The sequence below is a fragment of the Neisseria sp. P0022.S010 genome, from assembly GCF_051956635.1.
Genome location: NZ_JBQCXF010000008.1, coordinates 1 through 17,711, shown reverse-complemented (window position 1 = coordinate 17,711; position 17,711 = coordinate 1). Strand labels below are relative to the sequence as shown.

The following is a 17,711-nucleotide window of genomic DNA, read 5'->3' as shown; positions in this document are numbered from 1 at the left end:
TGAAGTAAATGGATGGTAGAATTTGATTAGTGCAGTTATCCAATAGTAAAGGCCGTCTGAAAATATCTCTTTCAGACGGCCTTTATCAGGTTAACTTACATCTGCGCCAAATTAAGAATGTTAATACCAATCAAGAAATAGAGTATTTTTTAACCAGCTTAAAATTCTGCAAGTCTATAACAGTATCATGTATAGAAAAAATGAATTAAACATTTTCAAAGCCTTGTTCTTTAAATAGTTCAAGTATTGCCAAAGATGAGTTGCTGTTAAAACTAAAGGTATCAGAGGATTTTGTTAATGTTTTTTGCGAGCTTAATGCCAGTTTTGAATAGTACTCTCCAGATTTAATTGCAATATACAGTTGATATTCTGCTTTTGGTAAGTCAGAAATATCGATGCCTTTTAAATCAAGTGTTGTGAAATAGCCTTTGTCATAGATTACAAAATCACCATCAAACAGCTCTCTAGTCAGGTGGGGACGATGCAGTTTTGCTAAACCTTTGGTGTATGTTTCTCGAGTACGAGTATTCTGAAGAATCAGTTCATACTGTACATCGCTGTAATTGGATATGTGTACCCCTCTTAATATTGCAATACCTTCTATAAATAGAATCTTGTCTTTATATTCACAGTTTCTAACATCTACATAAGGAGTTGGATTCGCTACATTCGGTTTTGGTATTGGTTGAGTGCCAAAGAAATTGACTTCGCCTTGATTAAATCGGGGAGTTGCCTCTGAAGCTAATGCATAATAAATTCCAAGCAACAATGCGGTATGATGCGATGTAACCTGATTATGCTCTCGGACAAATGCCGAATAAGTTTTTAACAAGTTGAAATTCCGATATTTGCGGAAATCATCTAAATGCGGTTGGATCTCGGTTGGAAATTGGATATCGGCTTCTGAGGTCAGTAAATAAATATTCTTGTCTAAATCTTGATCTTTTTTCAATAGGTTAATGATTAGTTTATCAAGATAATCTATTTGAGCCTTTTGATAGTTTTTTCCCATCATGTGGGTAGCAACTGATTTCCAGAAATTATCTACATAATTTCCGATATGAAGCTGAGGTACAGTAACCACAATGTTTTTAATATTCATGCTTAGAGCATGATAAAGGGCCGCACTCCCTCCTTTAGAAAATCCAGTAAAGGTGACATTTTCAGGAGATAGATTACGTTGATTTATTTGAGATTGGATGAATTCCTGTACGGCTTCTTTAACCCGAAAATCCATATCTATACACAGATAATAGGTATACATTCCTTGGAAATTATCGTTAATCCAAATAACGTCAGCAGGGCAGTCCGTCATAGCATTAATAAAGTCATAATTGCCAGGCGTTGCATTGAGAAAACCTGAAAATACGATGATTAAATGTTTAAAGTCATATTTACTGGGTTTATGTCGGTAAATAACTTCGATACCATTACTGGCAGTAAAAATTTGTTCGTTCATTTTTCTTCCTTAACGGCTGCCTTATATGAGGCAATAGTTTTGCTATCCGGGTACTTTTCTGTAAATTGTTCGAGCAATTTCTTTTCGGTTGTTGTATTACCTTGATTATGCAGTTCCTGCAGGTAGGCGGGAACCAGATCTTGCGGCATCATTAATAAATCTTGGCCAAAGGCACGGTTAATTTGAGTAAACAGTTTTTCACCGTTTTGACGCAGTTTTGCCAAACGTGCAATGGCAATTCGACATGCAATATCACCTCTTTGATGCCCTTCATAACGGACTAAATATTTATGAGCTTGTTGGAAATTGTTTAAGCGCATACAGAGATAACTTGCTAAGAGTTCCAGCTTGAAGGTCTTTTTATCTTCAACTGTAAAAAACTTAGTCAATAATGTTTCAATTAGGGCAAGAGCAACAAAATATTCTTTTTGAAGGATTTTCTCAGCTAACAATTGAATCAGGTGGTGCTTTTCTGACAGATCAGATGAAATATGTTGGTTCAGTTTTTTTGCTAGCTTAGTATTATTCTCTAAGGATGCTGCCAATATAGCAATTAATTTATCTTCTAAAGTACCAATATTGTTTTTAGAAAAATATTTAATTCCTAAAGTAGGGTTACCAATTTGGAGGCTGACTTTGGCTTTCCAGTAGTCAGCATCAGAGGTTGGATGTTTCTCTAACCAATCCAACAATTCAACAAATTTGTTACCTTTAAATAGAGCATTCAAATATCTATTAATATAGTTTGCCCTTTCTTCTGGTGTTAAATCAGAACTATTTTCCAATATAGCAGCAATTCTTGAAGCAGCAACACCCCATTCACCTAAGTTCTCAACTTGAAGAATCATTTTCTCTATATAGTTTAGATCATTTGATAATTCAGGTTTATCTAAGTCAAGGATAGCCTGATAGACACGCTCACAATTATTCGAATCCCTAAATTGGAATGTCTTATCGATGCGTGTTTGATACAAATCCGGTACTTTAGCTTGATTGTCTACCAGATCTTTTAATGCTGCCAGAAGTTCTGTTTCATTATAAGCAACTGCACCAAAACCATCTCGGTTATAGTCAAAATAACCTTTTTGATAGGTGTGATTTCCACTGGAGAATACTTCATCATAATCAAATTGATAATACAAAATAGCTTTATTCAAATAGGCTACATCAAATGCAACAGATGAATAGTCTGTAATCAAGATGCTAGTATTTTGGAAGACGGATTGGATGTTACCTTCTGAATAGCTATAGATTTTAATAAAGTCAGGCACAGTGAACTCATCCATGTATTCCTGAATACTTGGATGTGGTGCAAAGACGATTTGATAACCTTGATCATTCAGTTCTTTTAATATGGTGTGATTCATGAAACCATGCCAATGTCTGGCATAGTTAGTTTTCATGAAATCGGGGTTTCTTGTTCGTTCTGTACCTGAGATATATGTACCTACAATGGAGCTACGCCATGTTGGCATAATTAAAATCTGTTTAGATTCGGTATTGTTATTGATGAGTAAACGGTCATAACGAGGGAAACCTGTCAGTTTAACTTCTTTTTTACCAAATTTATAAGCAGTCGTATTGTCCACAATAGAATGGTATTCTGGATTTGTCGCTGTAACGAAACAAGCAATTTTTTTGGTATTTAACCAACCTGATAAATCATCTTTCGTAATGCCATGTTGTAAAAAGACGTAGTCTTTATCTAATAGGGAATTATCTTTGAAATAATGTGTGATATATCCATCAACATGACTACTGATGATTTTTTCGCAGTCTTTTAATTTACTCTCAAATGCAGATGAGCCAAATTCAAGCAAATTAAACCCATCTTGTTCGAGCCTTTTCCAATCAGAGGAGGTTTTTTTCAGGGCAAAATAAATATCTTGTTCTGGATGATTTTCACTAATATAACGATATAAGTGTTCTGCATTATCATCGGCCTGATTGTCCCTATCCATTAAAATCCAGGCATTCGATTTAACCGTGGATTTTTGTTTGAATGAAGTGAATACTGTTTCGATTGGTAGTTTGTCAAATTGTTTTCCTGAGAATGTTAATTTAGCTCTTTTACCGGCTAGAAAAAGTTCTAAATCGCCCATGTGGTGACAAGGAAGCCATGTTCGGTATTCTTTAGTGTATAAACTGCCTAGAAAGTCATAGACAACTTCTTTTTGGTATTTAGGGAATATTTCCTTACCATTGATTACCCATTGTTCAACAATTGGAAAATTTGAAAAATATTTCACCAAAATTTGTTTCTTTTTTAAATCAAAATCTTCAATATAGGCAATTTGACTTTTAGGTGCTGTATTTTTAAATAAACCGAGTAAGGCAACTTTTTGAAAAAACCATGTTCCTGCCAAGTTAAAGCGAAGGATTGTTTTTTCATCAATGTACGAAAACATTTCATGTAGCAAGGCAACGAAATGTTTTTTTTGCTCTTCATTTAGGTGTGACAATGCTGCAGGTTTGTTTACGATACGGCCAAAATACCAAATGATATGGTATAGGACAATTCTTTGAATATGTTCAGGAATGTTTCCAAATTTCTTTTTAGCTGTTTTTAAAATTTCAATACAGCCTTTTTCAATCACTCTAGAAAATAGTAATGGATTTTGCCATGCTCCATCCAAAGTGGATGAGCCATCAGAACGTTTTCGATAAAAATAACTGATTTTTGATAAAAATGCAGCATTAGTTGATAAATCAGTATTTAGAATATAATCAGTAACAAATTTCGCATCTTCAAAGCTAGGTTTCATTGCTTCATCAAAAGAAATATGTGCGTTACGGATATTATCAATTTTGAAAAAAGCGGTACTTGCAGATAATTGTAGATGATCTTTTAGATTTGATAAGGGAAGTACAACATCTCCTTTAGCAAAACGATATTTTAAGGGGTGTGTATCTTTTACCATGTCTTTATCTTCAAAGTAGAAGACTAATGGACAACCGACTATGCTGATATTGGCATTTTTACTTAAGAAAGAATCTGTTTTATAGAAGTAATCAGGAGAGACAAAATCATCTGGGTCTATGAAGGTTACCCAATCAGTTTCGACATATTGCAAGCCTAAGTTACGCGCAGAGGCCTGTCCGCCGTTTTCTTTATAGAAATAGCGAATATTTTGAGGAAACTTCTGTTGCCACTTTTGAATAATCTCAGCTGATTTATCGACTGAGCCATCATCAACTAAAATAATTTGAATATGCTTTTTAAAGTTTAGTCTTTGTTTTGTCAGGCTGGAAAAGAAGTCATCTAGATATTTTTCAACATTATATACTGCAGCAACAACGGTATATCGGTTTTTCCCGGCTCGTTTAATTGGTAGATATCTTTTTACTTGTGTAATTCGTTTTTTGTACATATCTACAAAAAAAAGTTTTGGGTCACGAAGAAGTTTTCTAAGCTTTCTATTCATTGTACGTTATCCAAATTGATAAATTAGTGAATAATATTGTTTAAATATGCGTATTAATGTCTTAATAGTTATTTAGATCAAATAGATCTTATTTGGGAAATTATTGGTGTTGAAAAGTAGAGTATTTAACCAAATTCTTCTAAAAATTTAATATGTTATACAGAGAATTTACTATAATGATAACATATTTTACAATGTGGTATAGGAGGAATAGCTGGCTTCTTGGCGTTATTTTGGTATGGAATTTGTGGGGAAGGAGTGTTTTGCTATTTTTAACGAAGCTACATACCGTTTTGAAACTGCCGGTTTTTAATAATGGAATGGCGAGTCAAGGAAGCGCATCGACAATTGTGATGAGGTATGATTTGCGAGGAGATTGCGGCCAGCAAAGAGGATGCTTGGTCCTAGAGTTATTTTGTTAAGTCGTTTCATTTTTGCAATGTGGTAAAAATCGGACGTCGTTTTTTAGACGGCCTAAATTGATTTTCAGATGTTATAATGATGGAATTGAATTCCAAGTATATTAGGATTTTATCTGTGTTTAAAGCTAAATTTTTTGCTCAGCGCGGGATGTTGCTGATGTTCAGTACAGTGTTGTCGGCATGTAGCCTTCTTCCTGCTTCCGGCCCAAGTACTGGTAAAATTGTTGCTTTGGGGCAACAGAATGAGGCAAATATTCCCGATGTGGAATTGGTAGATGTTAATGCTGATGTGGCTGCTTCTCTTTATCAAGCTCAAGTGGGCCAATCCTTGGCCCAACTGGGAGAGGGCTATGCTTCTGTCGGTGCCATTGACGTCGGTGATATGTTGGACATTACGATTTGGGAAGCTCCTCCGGCTGTGTTGTTCGGCGGGGCTTTGTCGTCTACCGGTTCGGGTAATGCGCAGCAAACGAAGCTGCCCGAACAGATGGTCAGCTCTTCAGGCACGATTTCTGTGCCGTTTATCGGCGATGTGTCTGTCCTTGGTAAAACACCGGTTCAGGTGCAAAATATTATTAAAGGCCGTCTGAAAAAAATGGCGAACCAGCCGCAGGTAATGGTGCGCATGGTGCAAAACAATGCGGCGAATGTATCGGTTATTCGTGCGGGTAACAGTGTGCGTATGCCTTTGACGGCTGCGGGTGAGCGTGTGTTGGATGCGGTGGCTGCCGTGGGTGGTTCGACTGCGAATGTACAGGATACGAACGTACAGCTGACACGCGGTAATGTTGTGAGAACGATTGCTCTGGAAGATTTGGTGGCGCATCCGCGTCAAAATATTCTGTTACGTCGCGGTGATGTAGTCACAATGATTACAAACCCAAGCACATTTACTTCTATGGGTGCTGTCGGTCGCTCACAGCAGATTGGTTTCTCTGTGAAGGGTTTGTCTTTGGCCGAGGCTGTGGGACGCATGGGCGGTCTGCAGGATTATCGTGCAGATGCGCGCGGTGTATTTGTATTCCGTTATGCGCCTTTATCCGAGCTGCCTCCTGAGAAACAATCTAAATGGGTTGAAAAGGGCTATGGCGATCGTGCGGAGATTCCTGTGGTCTACCGTTTGAATCTGGCGGATGCGAATTCTATGTTTTGGATGCAGCGTTTCCCTGTGAAGGATAAGGACGTGGTGTACGTATCGAATGCGCCGATGGCTGAAGTACGTAAGTTCTTGTCATTTGTGTTCTCGCCTGTGGTTAGCGGTGCGAACAGTATTAATAATTTAGTGAATTAATGGGGAAAATAATGTCTGAGCAAGTTTCTGCAAATGTGGATGTGAAACCGGAACAACCGGCTCCCGAAAAGAAAAAGGCCAAGAAGTCTTGGTTGCGTAAGATTAATCCGTTGCTTTGGGTAACGGTTGTCGTGCCGACTTTGTGTTCCGGTGTGTATTACGGACTATTTGCTTCTGATCAGTTCACATCCCAGTCCAGCTTTGTGGTGCGTTCTCCTAAGAGCCAGTCGTCCTTGAACGGCTTGGGTGCCATTTTGCAGGGGTCCGGTTTTTCTCGTTCTCAAGACGATATTTATACCGTGCAGGAATATATGCAATCGCGTTCGGCTTTGGACGCGTTGCGTAAGAAAATGCCCGTTCGTGATTTTTATGAAAAAGAAGGCGACATTTTCAGCCGTTTTAATGGTTTTGGCCTGCGTGGCGAGGATGAGGCGTTTTATCAATATTACCGCGATAAGGTATCCATCCATTTTGACTCTGTCTCAGGCATTTCCAATTTGAGCGTTACATCGTTCAATGCCGGTGAATCTCAAAAGATCAATGATGCTTTGCTCAAACAGGGTGAGGTATTGATCAACCAGCTGAACGAGCGTGCGCGTCAAGATACGATTCGTTATGCTCAGGAAGTGGTCAATTCTGCTGAAGAGAAAGTTAAAGAAGCTTCTGCCCAATTGACAAAATTCCGTGTGTCCAACGGTATTTTCGACTTGAAGGCGCAATCCGATGTGCAAATGGGTTTGGTGTCTAAATTGCAGGACGAGTTGATTGTCATTCAGACCCAGCTGGACCAGGTAAAAGCCGTTACGCCTGAAAACCCGCAAATTCCAGGTTTGATTGCGCGTGAGAAGAGCTTGCGTAAAGAAATCTCGCAACAAATGAAAGCGATTTCCGGCGGTGGCGAGGGTTCGTTGTCCAATCAGGCGGCAGAATATCAACGCGTGTATTTGGAAAACGAATTGGCCGAAAAACAATTGGCTGCGGCGATGACTTCTTTGGAAAGTGCAAAAGCGGAAGCAGATCGTCAGCAATTGTATTTGGAAGTGATTTCTCAACCGAACAAACCTGACTTGGCGCATGAGCCAAACCGTTTGTACAACATCGTGGCAACGTTTGTCATCGGTTTGATTGTCTATGGCATTGCCGTGTTGCTGTCTGCAAGTATCCGTGAGCATAAAAACTGATGAAAGAGCTACATAAAACATCGTTTTGGGAGTCGCTGCTTATCCAAAAAAGGGTAATCGGCGCACTCTTAATGCGTGAAATTATTACTCGCTACGGTCGTAATAACATTGGTTTTTTGTGGTTGTTTGTCGAACCTTTGCTGCTGACTTTGGTTATGGTGTTGATGTGGAAATTCTTCCGCATGAACAACGTGTCAGCTTTGAATATCGTGGCTTTCACGCTGACAGGCTATCCGATGATGATGATGTGGCGTAATGCTTCCAATCGCGCCATTGGTTCGATTGCGGCCAACACAAGCCTGCTGTATCACCGAAATGTACGCGTTTTAGATACCATTTTTGCGCGTATGTTGTTGGAGATTGCCGGTGCCACCATTGCGCAGGTCGTGATTATGTTCGCATTGGTCCTCATCGGCTGGATTGATGTACCGGCAGATATTTTCTATATGTTGTTGGCTTGGCTGCTGATGGCAATGTTTGCCGTTGGGTTGGGGCTGGTCATCTGTTCGGTGGCGTTTCATTTTGAGCCGTTTGGCAAAGTTTGGAGTACCATCAGTTTTGTGATGATGCCTTTGTCCGGCGTGTTTTTCTTCGTACACAACCTGCCTCAGCAGTTGCAACACTATGTACTGATGCTTCCGATGGTGCATGGTACAGAAATGTTCCGTGCCGGATATTTTGGTAACAGCGTCACGACTTACGAAAATCCTTGGTATATTTTGTTGTGTAATTTAGTTTTGCTGCTGCTTGGTTTGGCGATGGTGGCGAGATTCAGCAAAGGGGTTGAGCCGCAATGATTTCAGTTGAACACGTTTCCAAACGCTATCTGACCCGCCAAGGTTGGCGGACAGTCTTGCACGATATCAACTTCAAAATGGAGAAGGGCGAGAAAATCGGTATTCTCGGCCGCAATGGTGCAGGTAAATCGACGCTTATTCGTTTGATCAGTGGCGTTGAGCCGCCGACCACGGGCGAAATCAAGCGGACGATGAGTATTTCTTGGCCTTTGGCATTCTCCGGTGCGTTTCAAGGCAGTCTGACCGGTATGGACAATTTGCGTTTCATCTGCCGGATTTACAATGTCGATATCGATTATGTGAAGAACTTTACCGAAGAGTTTTCCGAGCTGGGTCAATATCTTTACGAGCCGGTTAAGCGTTATTCTTCAGGTATGAAGGCGCGTTTGGCATTTGCTTTGTCGTTGGCGGTAGAATTTGACTGCTATCTGATTGACGAAGTGATTGCGGTTGGCGATTCGCGCTTTGCCGATAAATGTAAGTACGAGTTGTTTGAAAAGCGTAAAGACCGTTCCATCATTTTGGTGTCGCACAGCCACAGCGCCATGAAGCAGTATTGCGATAATGCGATGGTGTTGGAAAAAGGACATATGTACCAGTTTGAAGACATGGACAAAGCCTACGAATATTATAATTCGCTGCCTTAAAGCGATTGTTTTTTAAATCAGGCCGTCTGAAATTTCAGACGGCCTGTCCGTTGGAATTCTATTGATGAACATTACTCAAATTCTTTCTCAAGAACTTTCGGCTACAGCCGCTCAAATTAACGCCGCTATCGAGCTTTTAGACGACGGTGCGACCGTGCCGTTTATCGCGCGTTACCGTAAAGAAGCCACAGGCGGGCTGGACGACACGCAGTTGCGCCAGCTTGCCGAGCGGCTGCAATACCTGCGCGAGTTGGAAGAGCGCAAAGCCGTTGTTTTAAAAAGCATTGAAGAGCAAGGCAAGCTTTCAGACGACCTCAGGGCGCAAATCGAAGCCGCCGACAACAAAACCGCGCTGGAAGACCTGTATCTGCCCTACAAACCCAAACGCCGCACTAAGGCGCAAATCGCGCGCGAACACGGTTTGCAGCCGCTGGCGGACGTGTTGCTTGCCGAGCAGCCGCAGGACGTGGAAGCCGCTGCGCAAGGCTACCTGAACGAAAACGTCCCCGACACCAAAGCCGCGCTGGACGGCGCGCGCGCGATTCTGATGGAGCAGTTTGCCGAAGACGCGGAACTCATCGGCACGCTGCGCGACAAACTGTGGAACGAAGCCGAAATCCACGCACAAGTCGTTGAAGGCAAAGAAACCGAAGGCGAAAAATTCAGCGATTATTTCGACCACCGCGAACCCGTCCGCGCCATGCCCAGCCACCGCGTGCTGGCGGTTTTGCGCGGCCGCAACGAAGGCGTATTGAACATCGCGCTCAAATACCAGCCCGACGACACGCCGATTACGCAGCAAAGCGAATACGAGCAAATCATCGCCCGCCGCTTCAAGGTTTCAGACGGCCACAAATGGCTGCGCGACACCGTGCGCCTGACTTGGCGCGCGAAAATCTTTTTGTCGCTGGAACTCGAAGCCTTAGGCCGTCTGAAAGAAGCCGCCGACACCGACGCAATTACCGTGTTCGCCCGCAATCTCAAAGACTTGCTGCTTGCCGCGCCCGCCGGACGGCTGACCACTTTGGGTCTCGACCCCGGCTACCGCAACGGCGTGAAATGCGCCGTGGTGGACGACACGGGCAAGCTGCTGGATACCGTCATCGTCTATTTGCATCAAGAAAACAATATGTTAGCAACACTGTCGCGCCTGATTAAGCAGCACGGCGTGAAGCTCATCGCCATCGGCAACGGCACCGCCAGCCGCGAAACCGACAAAATCGCAGGCGAACTGGTGCGCGGAATGCCGGAAATGGGGCTGCACAAAATCGTCGTGTCCGAAGCCGGCGCGTCGATTTATTCCGCATCCGAACTGGCGGCGCGCGAGTTTCCCGACTTGGACGTTTCCCTGCGCGGCGCAGTGTCCATCGCCCGCAGGCTGCAAGACCCGCTTGCCGAATTGGTCAAAATCGACCCCAAATCCATCGGCGTTGGCCAGTATCAGCACGACGTGAACCAAAGCCAGCTCGCCAAATCGCTGGACGCGGTGGTCGAAGACTGCGTGAACGCCGTCGGCGTGGACGTGAACACCGCCTCTGCCCCGCTCTTGGCGCGGATTTCCGGTTTGAATCAAACCCTTGCCCAAAACATCGTTGCCTACCGTGATGAAAACGGCGCGTTCGACAGCCGCAAAAGATTGCTGAAAGTGCCGCGTTTGGGCGAAAAAACCTTCGAGCAGGCGGCAGGCTTTTTGCGGATTAACGGCGGCAAAGAGCCGCTGGACACAAGCGCCGTCCACCCCGAAGCCTATCCCGTCGTCGCCAAAATGCTGGCGCAACAAGGTATTACCGCCGCCGAACTCATCGGCAACCGCGAGCGCGTGAAGCAAATCAAAGCGTCCGACTTCATCGACGAACGCTTCGGCCTGCCGACCATTCTGGACATCCTGTCCGAACTGGAAAAACCCGGCCGCGACCCACGCGGCGAGTTTCAGACGGCCTCCTTCGCCGAAGGCATCCACGAAATCAGCGACTTGCAAGTCGGCATGATACTCGAAGGCGTGGTCTCCAACGTCGCCAACTTCGGCGCGTTCGTAGACATCGGCGTCCATCAGGATGGCTTGGTGCACATCTCCGCTTTGTCCAATAAATTCGTCCAAGACCCGCGCGAAGTGGTGAAAGCCGGCGAAGTGGTGAAAGTGAAAGTGCTGGAAGTCGACGCCGCACGCAAACGCATCGCGCTGACTATGCGTTTGGATGACGAACCGGGCGGCTCAGCCAAAGGCAACAGGCCGTCTGAAACCCGACATCAGGAACGCCGCGACCGTAAACCCCAACGCAACGACCGCGCCCCGACCAATTCGGCGATGGCGGATGCGTTTGCGAGGTTGAAGCGGTAAGGTAGAAAACCAATTGAAGGTCGTCTGAGAAGTGATGTTCAGACGGCCTTTATCGTATGGGGCGAATTAGATAATTGGTGGAATGGATATAGTGCTGCGTCTATTGAATCTTACCGATACATTTTGTAGTAGGCACATGCAAACAAGCGTATAGTTCCAAATATTACAAACCCATCATCACAACCTTAGGAGTTCAAACCATGAAACCTGTTTTGTTTGCCGCGCTGATTTCCTGTTTCTCCGTTGCGGCTTATGCGGCTTGTACCGACAGCCAGCAGCAGTGCGTGATTTATAAAAACGGTAATGTTGCGACAGAAGGCGGCTGTACAGTCAATAAGTGTCAGAATGCTGATGCGCAAGTGTTGAAATGGAAGCTGAAAAACGGCAAAGGTGTAACCGTGGAAATCGGAAAAAACGGTAAGGTTTTGGTGAACAAGAAACCGGGTGCGAAAGCGAACAACAGCAATGCGTCAGGCATGGGTTTGACATGCTATGCCGCCGATGCGGACAAACGCGAACAGTTCTGCTCGACCAATTATTGATTGGATTGTTGCTTTGATTAAAGGCCGTCTGAAAAGTGTTTCAGATGGCCTTGATGTTTATCCTTCCGATATTTTTTCATTGAGAAAGTCGATAAAGCTGCGCACTTTCGCGCTGAGGAATGCCCTGTCGACATAAGTGGCATTCAGTTGGTCTGTCCAGATGGTGTAATCGGGCAGGAGTTGGACCAATGTGCCGTCCTTCAATTCCTGCTGGACCGCCCAAAGGGGCTGATAGCCTATGCCTGCACCTGCTTTAATCAGCTCGCGTATCATCAGCGTGTTGTCGCTGCGGATAACGGGGGAGAGGTGGAGAATGGCTTTTTCTCCGGTGTGGCGGTGGGTAATTTCCCAGTCTTGTTGACTGGTATAGGAAGGTAGAATCGCTTGATGCTGCATGACGGCTTCGGGTGTATCGGGTGTGCCGTGTTGGGCAAGGTAGTCGGGGGCGGCAAGTAGGACGAACTCAATTTTGGCCAGCGGTTTGACGATCAGCGAAGGGGAGGGGGTTTTGGAAACGCGTAAGGCGAGGTCGAAACCTTCGGCGATGAGGTCGATATGGCGGTTGTCGAGGACGAGGTCGAGCGTGACTTTGGGATAACGCTGGCGGTATTCTGCCAACCATGCGCTCATATTGCCACCTGCAAACCACAAGGGCATGGTAACGCGCAACATACCTTGCGGCGTGTCGGTGCCGCCTGCCGCTTTTTGGGCGGCGGTGTCCAAGGTATCCAGCGCGTAGCTGCATTGGCGGTAGTATTCTTCGCCTGCTTCGGTCAGGTGGAGATTACGGCTGTTGCGGTGTAAGAGCTTGGCTTGAATGGTGTTTTCCAGATGGCTGACGTGTTTGCTGGCCATGGCGGTGGAGATGTCGAGCTGATCGGCGGCACGGGTAAAACTGCCGCTTTGAACAACTTGGCGGAAAACTTTTAGGCTGAATAGGGTGTCCATGATTTCTTATTAGGAAACGTTGTATCAATAATTCGAGTATATATCTCTTACTGGGAATTATCTATATTGCACTTATTGAAATTGCTCCCTACCTCTTTCAGGTAGCCATTAAAATAAGGATTATGAAGATGTCAGCCCTCAAATCATTTCAACCTGTTGTATTGTCTGTCTTGCGCATTGTGACGGCATATCTGTTTTTGCTGCATGGCACGGCCAAGTTTTTCAGTTTTCCGATGTCCATGGGCGGCGCGCCTGAAGGCTTGATGCTGGTGGCCGGTATTTTGGAAATTGTCGGCGGTATCTTATTGATATTGGGATTGTTCACCCGTCCGGCCGCGTTTGTTTTGTCCGGTCAGATGGCAGTCGCCTACTTTATGGCGCACGCGTCTTCTGGTAATGTTTTGTTTCCATTGGCCAACCAGGGTGAATCTGCCGTTTTGTTCTGCTTCGTGTTTTTGTACCTGGCAGTAGCCGGCGGTGGAGCGTGGGCTTTGGATAACGTTTTTGGTAAAGATAAAGATTAATTTAAGGAAAAGATCATGACTTATTCTGTTTTGCAACAAGCTGCTGAAACCCGTCGTTCTATCTATGCATTGAACAACACCCTGCCTCTGCCCAATGAGGAAGTAACCAAAATCATCGAACACGCCGTTTTGCATACGCCGTCTTCTTTTAATTCGCAATCTGCCCGAGTGGTCGTATTGTTTGGCGAAGAACATACCAAAGTGTGGCATTTTGTCGAAGAAGCTTTGCGTGCGGTTGTCCCTGCTGAGCAGTTTGAAGCCACTGCACAAAAACTGAACTTGTTTAAAGCAGGCGCGGCGACAGTTTTGTTCTTTGAAGATCAAGATGTTGTCAAAGGCTTGCAAGAGCAGTTCCCATCTTATGCGGCCAATTTCCCGATCTGGGCGGATCAGGCAAATGCCATGGTTCAATATGCCGTGTGGACAACATTGGCGGCTGCCGGTATCGGCGCCAATCTGCAACACTACAATCCGCTGCCTGATGCGGCCATCGCCAAAGAATGGAACCTGCCGGAAAGCTGGTTATTGCGTGCGCAAATGGTGATTGGCGGTATCGCGGCTCCTGCCGGCGAAAAAACCTTCCAACCGATCGAAGGCCGTCTGAAAGTATTCGGCGCATAAATGAAATGATGTTTTAAATAAAGGGTGTTTTTTGAAATACCAAAATTAAAAAGGCCGTCTGAAAACAGTTTCAGACGGCCTTTTATCTATGCCATGAAATCAACCGCGGCGCCAAGTTGTACCGCCGGCATTGTCTTCCAGAATGATTTTGTGTTCGTTCAGAAGGTCGCGGATACGGTCGGATTCCGCCCAGTTTTTATCCGCGCGTGCCTGTTTGCGGCGGGCGATCAAATCGTCGATTTCCTCGTTGGACAGACCGTCTGAAACGGCACCGCCTTGCAGGAACTCGGTCGGATCGCGTTGCAGCAGGCCGATGATGCCGCCCAAAGCTTTCAGGCAGCCGGCGAGGTGTGCATCATTGGTTTTGTTCACTTCGCCTGCCAGTTCGAACAGTACGGCAACGGCTTCGACCGTACCAAAATCGTCGTTCATGGCGGCGTAGAAGCGACGGGTGTAGTCATTTGCGTTTTCGGACAATTTGAACGCGGCGGCAGGGGTGTTTTTCAGCGTGGTGTACAGGCGTGTCAGCGCGCCTTTTGCGTCGTCCAAATGCGCGTCGGAGTAATTCAGCGGGCTGCGGTAGTGGGCGCGCAGGATGAAGAAACGCACGACTTCGGGGTCGTATTGTTTCAACACTTCGCGGATGGTGAAGAAGTTGCCCAGCGATTTGGACATTTTTTCGCCGTCCACACGGATAAAGCCGTTGTGCAGCCAGTATTTGACGTGGCTGGCAATGCTTTGACCGTGGTGGGCTTGCGCGTGGTCATGGCCGCAGGTATGTCCTGTCGCGCCGACACTTTGGGCGATTTCGTTTTCGTGGTGCGGGAACTGCAAATCCGCGCCGCCACCGTGAATATCGAAAGTATCGCCGAACAGGTTTTCACTCATGGCGGAGCATTCGATGTGCCAACCCGGACGACCATTGCCCCACGGGCTTTCCCATGCCGGTTCGCCTGCTTTGGCGGCTTTCCACAACACAAAATCAAGCGGATCACGTTTGAAACCGTCCACTTCCACGCGCTCGCCTGCGCGCAGGTCGTCCAACGATTTACCCGATAATTGTCCGTAAGCGGCAAACTCGCGCACGGCGTAGTAAACGTCGCCGTTTGCAGCAGGATATGCCTTGCCATTTTGAATCAGGGTTTCAATCATGGCAATCATTTGCGGAATGTTTTCCGTCGCCTTCGGCTCGATGTCGGGACGCAACACGCCCAAAGCATCGGCATCTTCGTGCATAGCCTGAATGAAACGCGCGGTCAGTTCGCCGATGGTCTCGCCGTTTTCAGCCGCACGGGCAATGATTTTGTCGTCGATGTCGGTAATGTTACGCACATAAGTGAGCGGATAACCGCACTCGCGCAGCCAGCGGGCAATCATGTCGAATACAACCATCACTCGGGCATGGCCTAAGTGGCAGTAGTCGTAAACAGTCATGCCGCAAACGTACATACGCACGTTTTTAGGGTCGATGGGGGAGAAGGGTTCTTTTTGACGGGTAAGGGTGTTGTAGATGGTGGTCATGGTGTTTGGTATTGGATAAAAAAGTTATGCATTAGGGCATTAGAAGTATGCTTTATTGAAATGGGAAAAACAGATAATTTATTGTTTCTTTGTTGGTAATGTGATTTTTTCAGTCGGCACATTATGCTTTTGTGCATATTCGCACGCAATAGCATGTGATTTTTTTTTCAATGATAATGGTAGTTTAGATTCTGTTAGCGTAGAGTTACCTCTGAGTAAAGGTTGCTCATATTGCGTAGCTAATCCTCCTAAAGAGGTTAGCTGTGGTTGTTGGCAATCTTCGATAATCATATGGGAAGATAAAGAATGGATTTTTCCTCCCTTATTAAAATGCGTAATAACTATTCCACTTAGATAAACAACTGTTTTATTGTTTGGTAGAGTGAGTACGGATTTTTCTAGGCTTTCCGAGAGTAAATATGCAGGTAGATTGTCATGTGTATCAATCAGTATCCAGTTTTTGGGCGTTACAAAAGTATCGCCGTTGGCTTGATATGAATTTGTTTGTGAGATAGTTGAGCAAGCAGCTAATAAAGTTATCGGAATAAAAATAGAAATTTTGTTTAACATAGTTTTCCTTTGTTAAATGGCTTGGGCTGTTATACCTCATTAAGTAATCTTTTTGTATCTTACGATACGGTTGATATGTTTTCAGACGGCCTTTCTATCCAACAGGCCGTCTGAAAACATTTATTCTGCTTTAAACACGCTCATATCCGTTTTAGGTTGCTGCTCGACAATTTCGGCTTTTGCGGCTGCCTGCTCCGCTTCGGCTTTCTCCGCTTCGATGCGTTTTTTCTCGGTCAGGTATTGGTTGATTTGGTGTACCAATTCCTGCGTGCCTTGGTGGGTCAGGGCACTGATTTGGAAGAGGCGCGGGGTTTCCATGTCGAATTGGAAGCGGTCGTCTGGTTTGGGGTAATCCCAGCCGATGGCTTCGAGGAAGGCGGCGGTACGCGTTTGGGCTTCTTCTTCATCGAGCATATCGAGTTTGTTCAGCACCAGCCAGCGCGGTTTGTCGTAGAGTTCTTCGTCGTATTTGCGCAGTTCGTTGATGATGGCGAGGGCTTCTTCGGCGGGGTTGACGGTTTCGTCGAAGGGTGCCAAATCGACGACGTGCAGCAGCAGGCCGGTACGTGATAAGTGTTTGAGGAAGCGGTGGCCGAGGCCTGCGCCTTCTGCCGCGCCTTCAATCAGGCCGGGGATATCGGCCATGACGAAGCTGTGGTTTTCGTCGATGCGCACGACGCCCAAGTTTGGATGCAGGGTGGTGAAGGGGTAGTTGGCGATTTTGGGGCGTGCGGCGGATACGGCGGTAATCAGGGTGGATTTGCCGGCGTTGGGCATGCCTAACAAGCCGACATCGGCAAGGACTTTAAGCTCGAGTTGTAGGGAACGGGTTTCGCCTTCTTCGCCGGGCGTGGATTGTTTGGGCGCGCGGTTGACGGAGGATTTGAAGTGGATATTGCCCAAGCCACCTTTGCCGCCTTTGGCGAGGCAGACGCGCTGTCCGTGATAAGTCAGGTCGGCGACGATTTCGTCAGTGTCGAGGTCGCGGATGAGGGTGCCGACGGGCATTTTGAGGACGATGTCGTCCGCCCCTGCGCCGTAGCGGTCGGAGCCGTGGCCTTTTTCGCCGTTTTTGGCTTGGTAGCGTTTGACGAAGCGGTATTCGACGAGGGTGTTGGTGTTTTCGTCGGCTTCTGCCCAAACGCTGCCGCCTTTGCCGCCGTCGCCGCCGTCAGGGCCGCCGCGCGGTATGAATTTTTCGCGGCGGAAACTGGTTGCGCCATTACCGCCTTTGCCTGCGGCGACTTCGATTTTTGCTTCGTCGATGAATTTCATGATGTTCTCTTATGGGTATTCGGTTGTTTCAGACGGCCTTTGTTAATAGAGGAGCTTGGTGTCTGAACGGATAAAATGTTGCTTATTATAAAGGATATTTCGGTTTTAGGCCGTCTGAAATATGGTTTCAGACGGCCTTGGATTTATTGG

14 protein-coding genes are annotated in these 17,711 nt (G+C 45.7%); 8 read left to right on the top strand and 6 right to left on the bottom strand.

Going from position 1 to position 17,711, the window contains the following annotated elements; all coding sequences use genetic code 11:
- Positions 1 to 205: 205 nt before the first annotated feature.
- Both ACTHUT_RS02060 and ACTHUT_RS02055 read right to left on the bottom strand, forming a co-directional pair.
- Positions 206 to 1,459: a hypothetical protein gene (locus ACTHUT_RS02060; RefSeq protein ID WP_440385932.1), complete on the bottom strand. Its 1,254-nt coding sequence runs from the start codon at positions 1,457 to 1,459 to the stop codon at positions 206 to 208.
- Positions 1,456 to 4,884, bottom strand: coding sequence for a CDP-glycerol:glycerophosphate glycerophosphotransferase (locus ACTHUT_RS02055; protein WP_440385933.1), 3,429 nt, complete (start codon positions 4,882 to 4,884; stop codon positions 1,456 to 1,458). The genes ACTHUT_RS02060 and ACTHUT_RS02055 overlap by 4 nt, the downstream gene beginning before the upstream one ends.
- A 537-nt stretch (positions 4,885 to 5,421) precedes the next feature.
- Here ACTHUT_RS02055 and ACTHUT_RS02050 point away from each other — a divergent pair.
- From ACTHUT_RS02050 to ACTHUT_RS02025, 6 genes are all read left to right on the top strand, one after another.
- On the top strand, positions 5,422 to 6,597 hold the full coding sequence (locus ACTHUT_RS02050) for a polysaccharide biosynthesis/export family protein (RefSeq protein WP_440385934.1): 1,176 nt from the start codon (positions 5,422 to 5,424) through the stop codon (positions 6,595 to 6,597).
- An 11-nt stretch (positions 6,598 to 6,608) separates the two neighbouring features.
- Positions 6,609 to 7,778, top strand: a complete 1,170-nt coding sequence (locus tag ACTHUT_RS02045) for a capsule biosynthesis protein (RefSeq protein ID WP_440385935.1) — start codon at positions 6,609 to 6,611, stop codon at positions 7,776 to 7,778.
- A complete protein-coding gene (locus ACTHUT_RS02040; RefSeq protein WP_049349336.1) occupies positions 7,778 to 8,575 on the top strand; it encodes an ABC transporter permease in 798 nt (265 codons plus the stop codon). Before ACTHUT_RS02045 ends, ACTHUT_RS02040 begins: the two co-directional genes overlap by 1 nt.
- Positions 8,572 to 9,222, top strand: a complete 651-nt coding sequence (locus ACTHUT_RS02035) for an ABC transporter ATP-binding protein (RefSeq protein ID WP_003747991.1) — start codon at positions 8,572 to 8,574, stop codon at positions 9,220 to 9,222. The genes ACTHUT_RS02040 and ACTHUT_RS02035 overlap by 4 nt, the downstream gene beginning before the upstream one ends.
- A 64-nt stretch (positions 9,223 to 9,286) precedes the next feature.
- Positions 9,287 to 11,560 carry a Tex family protein gene (locus ACTHUT_RS02030; RefSeq protein ID WP_440385936.1) on the top strand — a complete coding sequence of 758 codons (2,274 nt, stop codon included), beginning with the start codon at positions 9,287 to 9,289 and terminating at the stop codon, positions 11,558 to 11,560.
- A gap of 200 nt (positions 11,561 to 11,760) precedes the next feature.
- Positions 11,761 to 12,102: a hypothetical protein gene (locus tag ACTHUT_RS02025; RefSeq protein WP_049329464.1), complete on the top strand. Its 342-nt coding sequence runs from the start codon at positions 11,761 to 11,763 to the stop codon at positions 12,100 to 12,102.
- Between the two features lie 57 nt (positions 12,103 to 12,159).
- Here ACTHUT_RS02025 and ACTHUT_RS02020 read toward each other — a convergent pair whose 3' ends face one another.
- Complete coding sequence (locus tag ACTHUT_RS02020; protein ID WP_440385937.1) at positions 12,160 to 13,050, bottom strand: LysR family transcriptional regulator; 891 nt, start codon at positions 13,048 to 13,050, stop codon at positions 12,160 to 12,162.
- 128 nt (positions 13,051 to 13,178) lie between these two features.
- Here ACTHUT_RS02020 and ACTHUT_RS02015 point away from each other — a divergent pair, with 128 nt between their 5' ends.
- Both ACTHUT_RS02015 and ACTHUT_RS02010 read left to right on the top strand, forming a co-directional pair.
- Entirely contained in the window at positions 13,179 to 13,574 is a 396-nt protein-coding gene (locus ACTHUT_RS02015; protein WP_036492177.1) for a DoxX family protein, read from the top strand.
- Positions 13,575 to 13,589: 15 nt separating this feature from the next.
- Complete coding sequence (locus ACTHUT_RS02010) at positions 13,590 to 14,195, top strand: nitroreductase family protein (protein ID WP_440385938.1); 606 nt, start codon at positions 13,590 to 13,592, stop codon at positions 14,193 to 14,195.
- A gap of 99 nt (positions 14,196 to 14,294) precedes the next feature.
- On the opposite strand, the gene cysS is transcribed toward ACTHUT_RS02010, so the two are convergent.
- The 3 genes from cysS to obgE form a co-directional block, all read right to left on the bottom strand.
- Positions 14,295 to 15,716, bottom strand: a complete 1,422-nt coding sequence (gene cysS / locus ACTHUT_RS02005; RefSeq protein WP_440385939.1) for a cysteine--tRNA ligase — start codon at positions 15,714 to 15,716, stop codon at positions 14,295 to 14,297.
- Between the two features lie 78 nt (positions 15,717 to 15,794).
- Positions 15,795 to 16,286 (bottom strand): hypothetical protein, encoded by a 492-nt coding sequence (locus tag ACTHUT_RS02000; RefSeq protein ID WP_440385940.1) that lies wholly within the window; start codon positions 16,284 to 16,286, stop codon positions 15,795 to 15,797.
- Between the two features lie 120 nt (positions 16,287 to 16,406).
- The gene (gene obgE, locus ACTHUT_RS01995) at positions 16,407 to 17,561 is read right to left on the bottom strand and encodes a GTPase ObgE (RefSeq protein ID WP_440385941.1); all 1,155 of its coding nucleotides are present in this window, start codon (positions 17,559 to 17,561) and stop codon (positions 16,407 to 16,409) included.
- Positions 17,562 to 17,711: the final 150 nt, after the last annotated feature.

Bases quoted from the DNA above. Each gene is read 5' to 3' on its own strand.
- ACTHUT_RS02055 (WP_440385933.1), bottom strand. From the start codon at position 4,884: ATGAATAGAAAGCTTAGAAAACTTCTTCGTGACCCAAAACTTTTTTTT.
- ACTHUT_RS02045 (WP_440385935.1), top strand. From the start codon at position 6,609: ATGTCTGAGCAAGTTTCTGCAAATGTGGATGTGAAACCGGAACAACCG.
- ACTHUT_RS02010 (WP_440385938.1), top strand. From the start codon at position 13,590: ATGACTTATTCTGTTTTGCAACAAGCTGCTGAAACCCGTCGTTCTATC.
- cysS (WP_440385939.1), bottom strand. From the start codon at position 15,716: ATGACCACCATCTACAACACCCTTACCCGTCAAAAAGAACCCTTCTCC.
- ACTHUT_RS02025 (WP_049329464.1), top strand. From the start codon at position 11,761: ATGAAACCTGTTTTGTTTGCCGCGCTGATTTCCTGTTTCTCCGTTGCG.
- ACTHUT_RS02060 (WP_440385932.1), bottom strand. From the start codon at position 1,459: ATGAACGAACAAATTTTTACTGCCAGTAATGGTATCGAAGTTATTTAC.
- ACTHUT_RS02000 (WP_440385940.1), bottom strand. From the start codon at position 16,286: ATGTTAAACAAAATTTCTATTTTTATTCCGATAACTTTATTAGCTGCT.
- ACTHUT_RS02030 (WP_440385936.1), top strand. From the start codon at position 9,287: ATGAACATTACTCAAATTCTTTCTCAAGAACTTTCGGCTACAGCCGCT.
- ACTHUT_RS02020 (WP_440385937.1), bottom strand. From the start codon at position 13,050: ATGGACACCCTATTCAGCCTAAAAGTTTTCCGCCAAGTTGTTCAAAGC.
- ACTHUT_RS02015 (WP_036492177.1), top strand. From the start codon at position 13,179: ATGTCAGCCCTCAAATCATTTCAACCTGTTGTATTGTCTGTCTTGCGC.
- ACTHUT_RS02040 (WP_049349336.1), top strand. From the start codon at position 7,778: ATGAAAGAGCTACATAAAACATCGTTTTGGGAGTCGCTGCTTATCCAA.
- obgE (WP_440385941.1), bottom strand. From the start codon at position 17,561: ATGAAATTCATCGACGAAGCAAAAATCGAAGTCGCCGCAGGCAAAGGC.
- ACTHUT_RS02035 (WP_003747991.1), top strand. From the start codon at position 8,572: ATGATTTCAGTTGAACACGTTTCCAAACGCTATCTGACCCGCCAAGGT.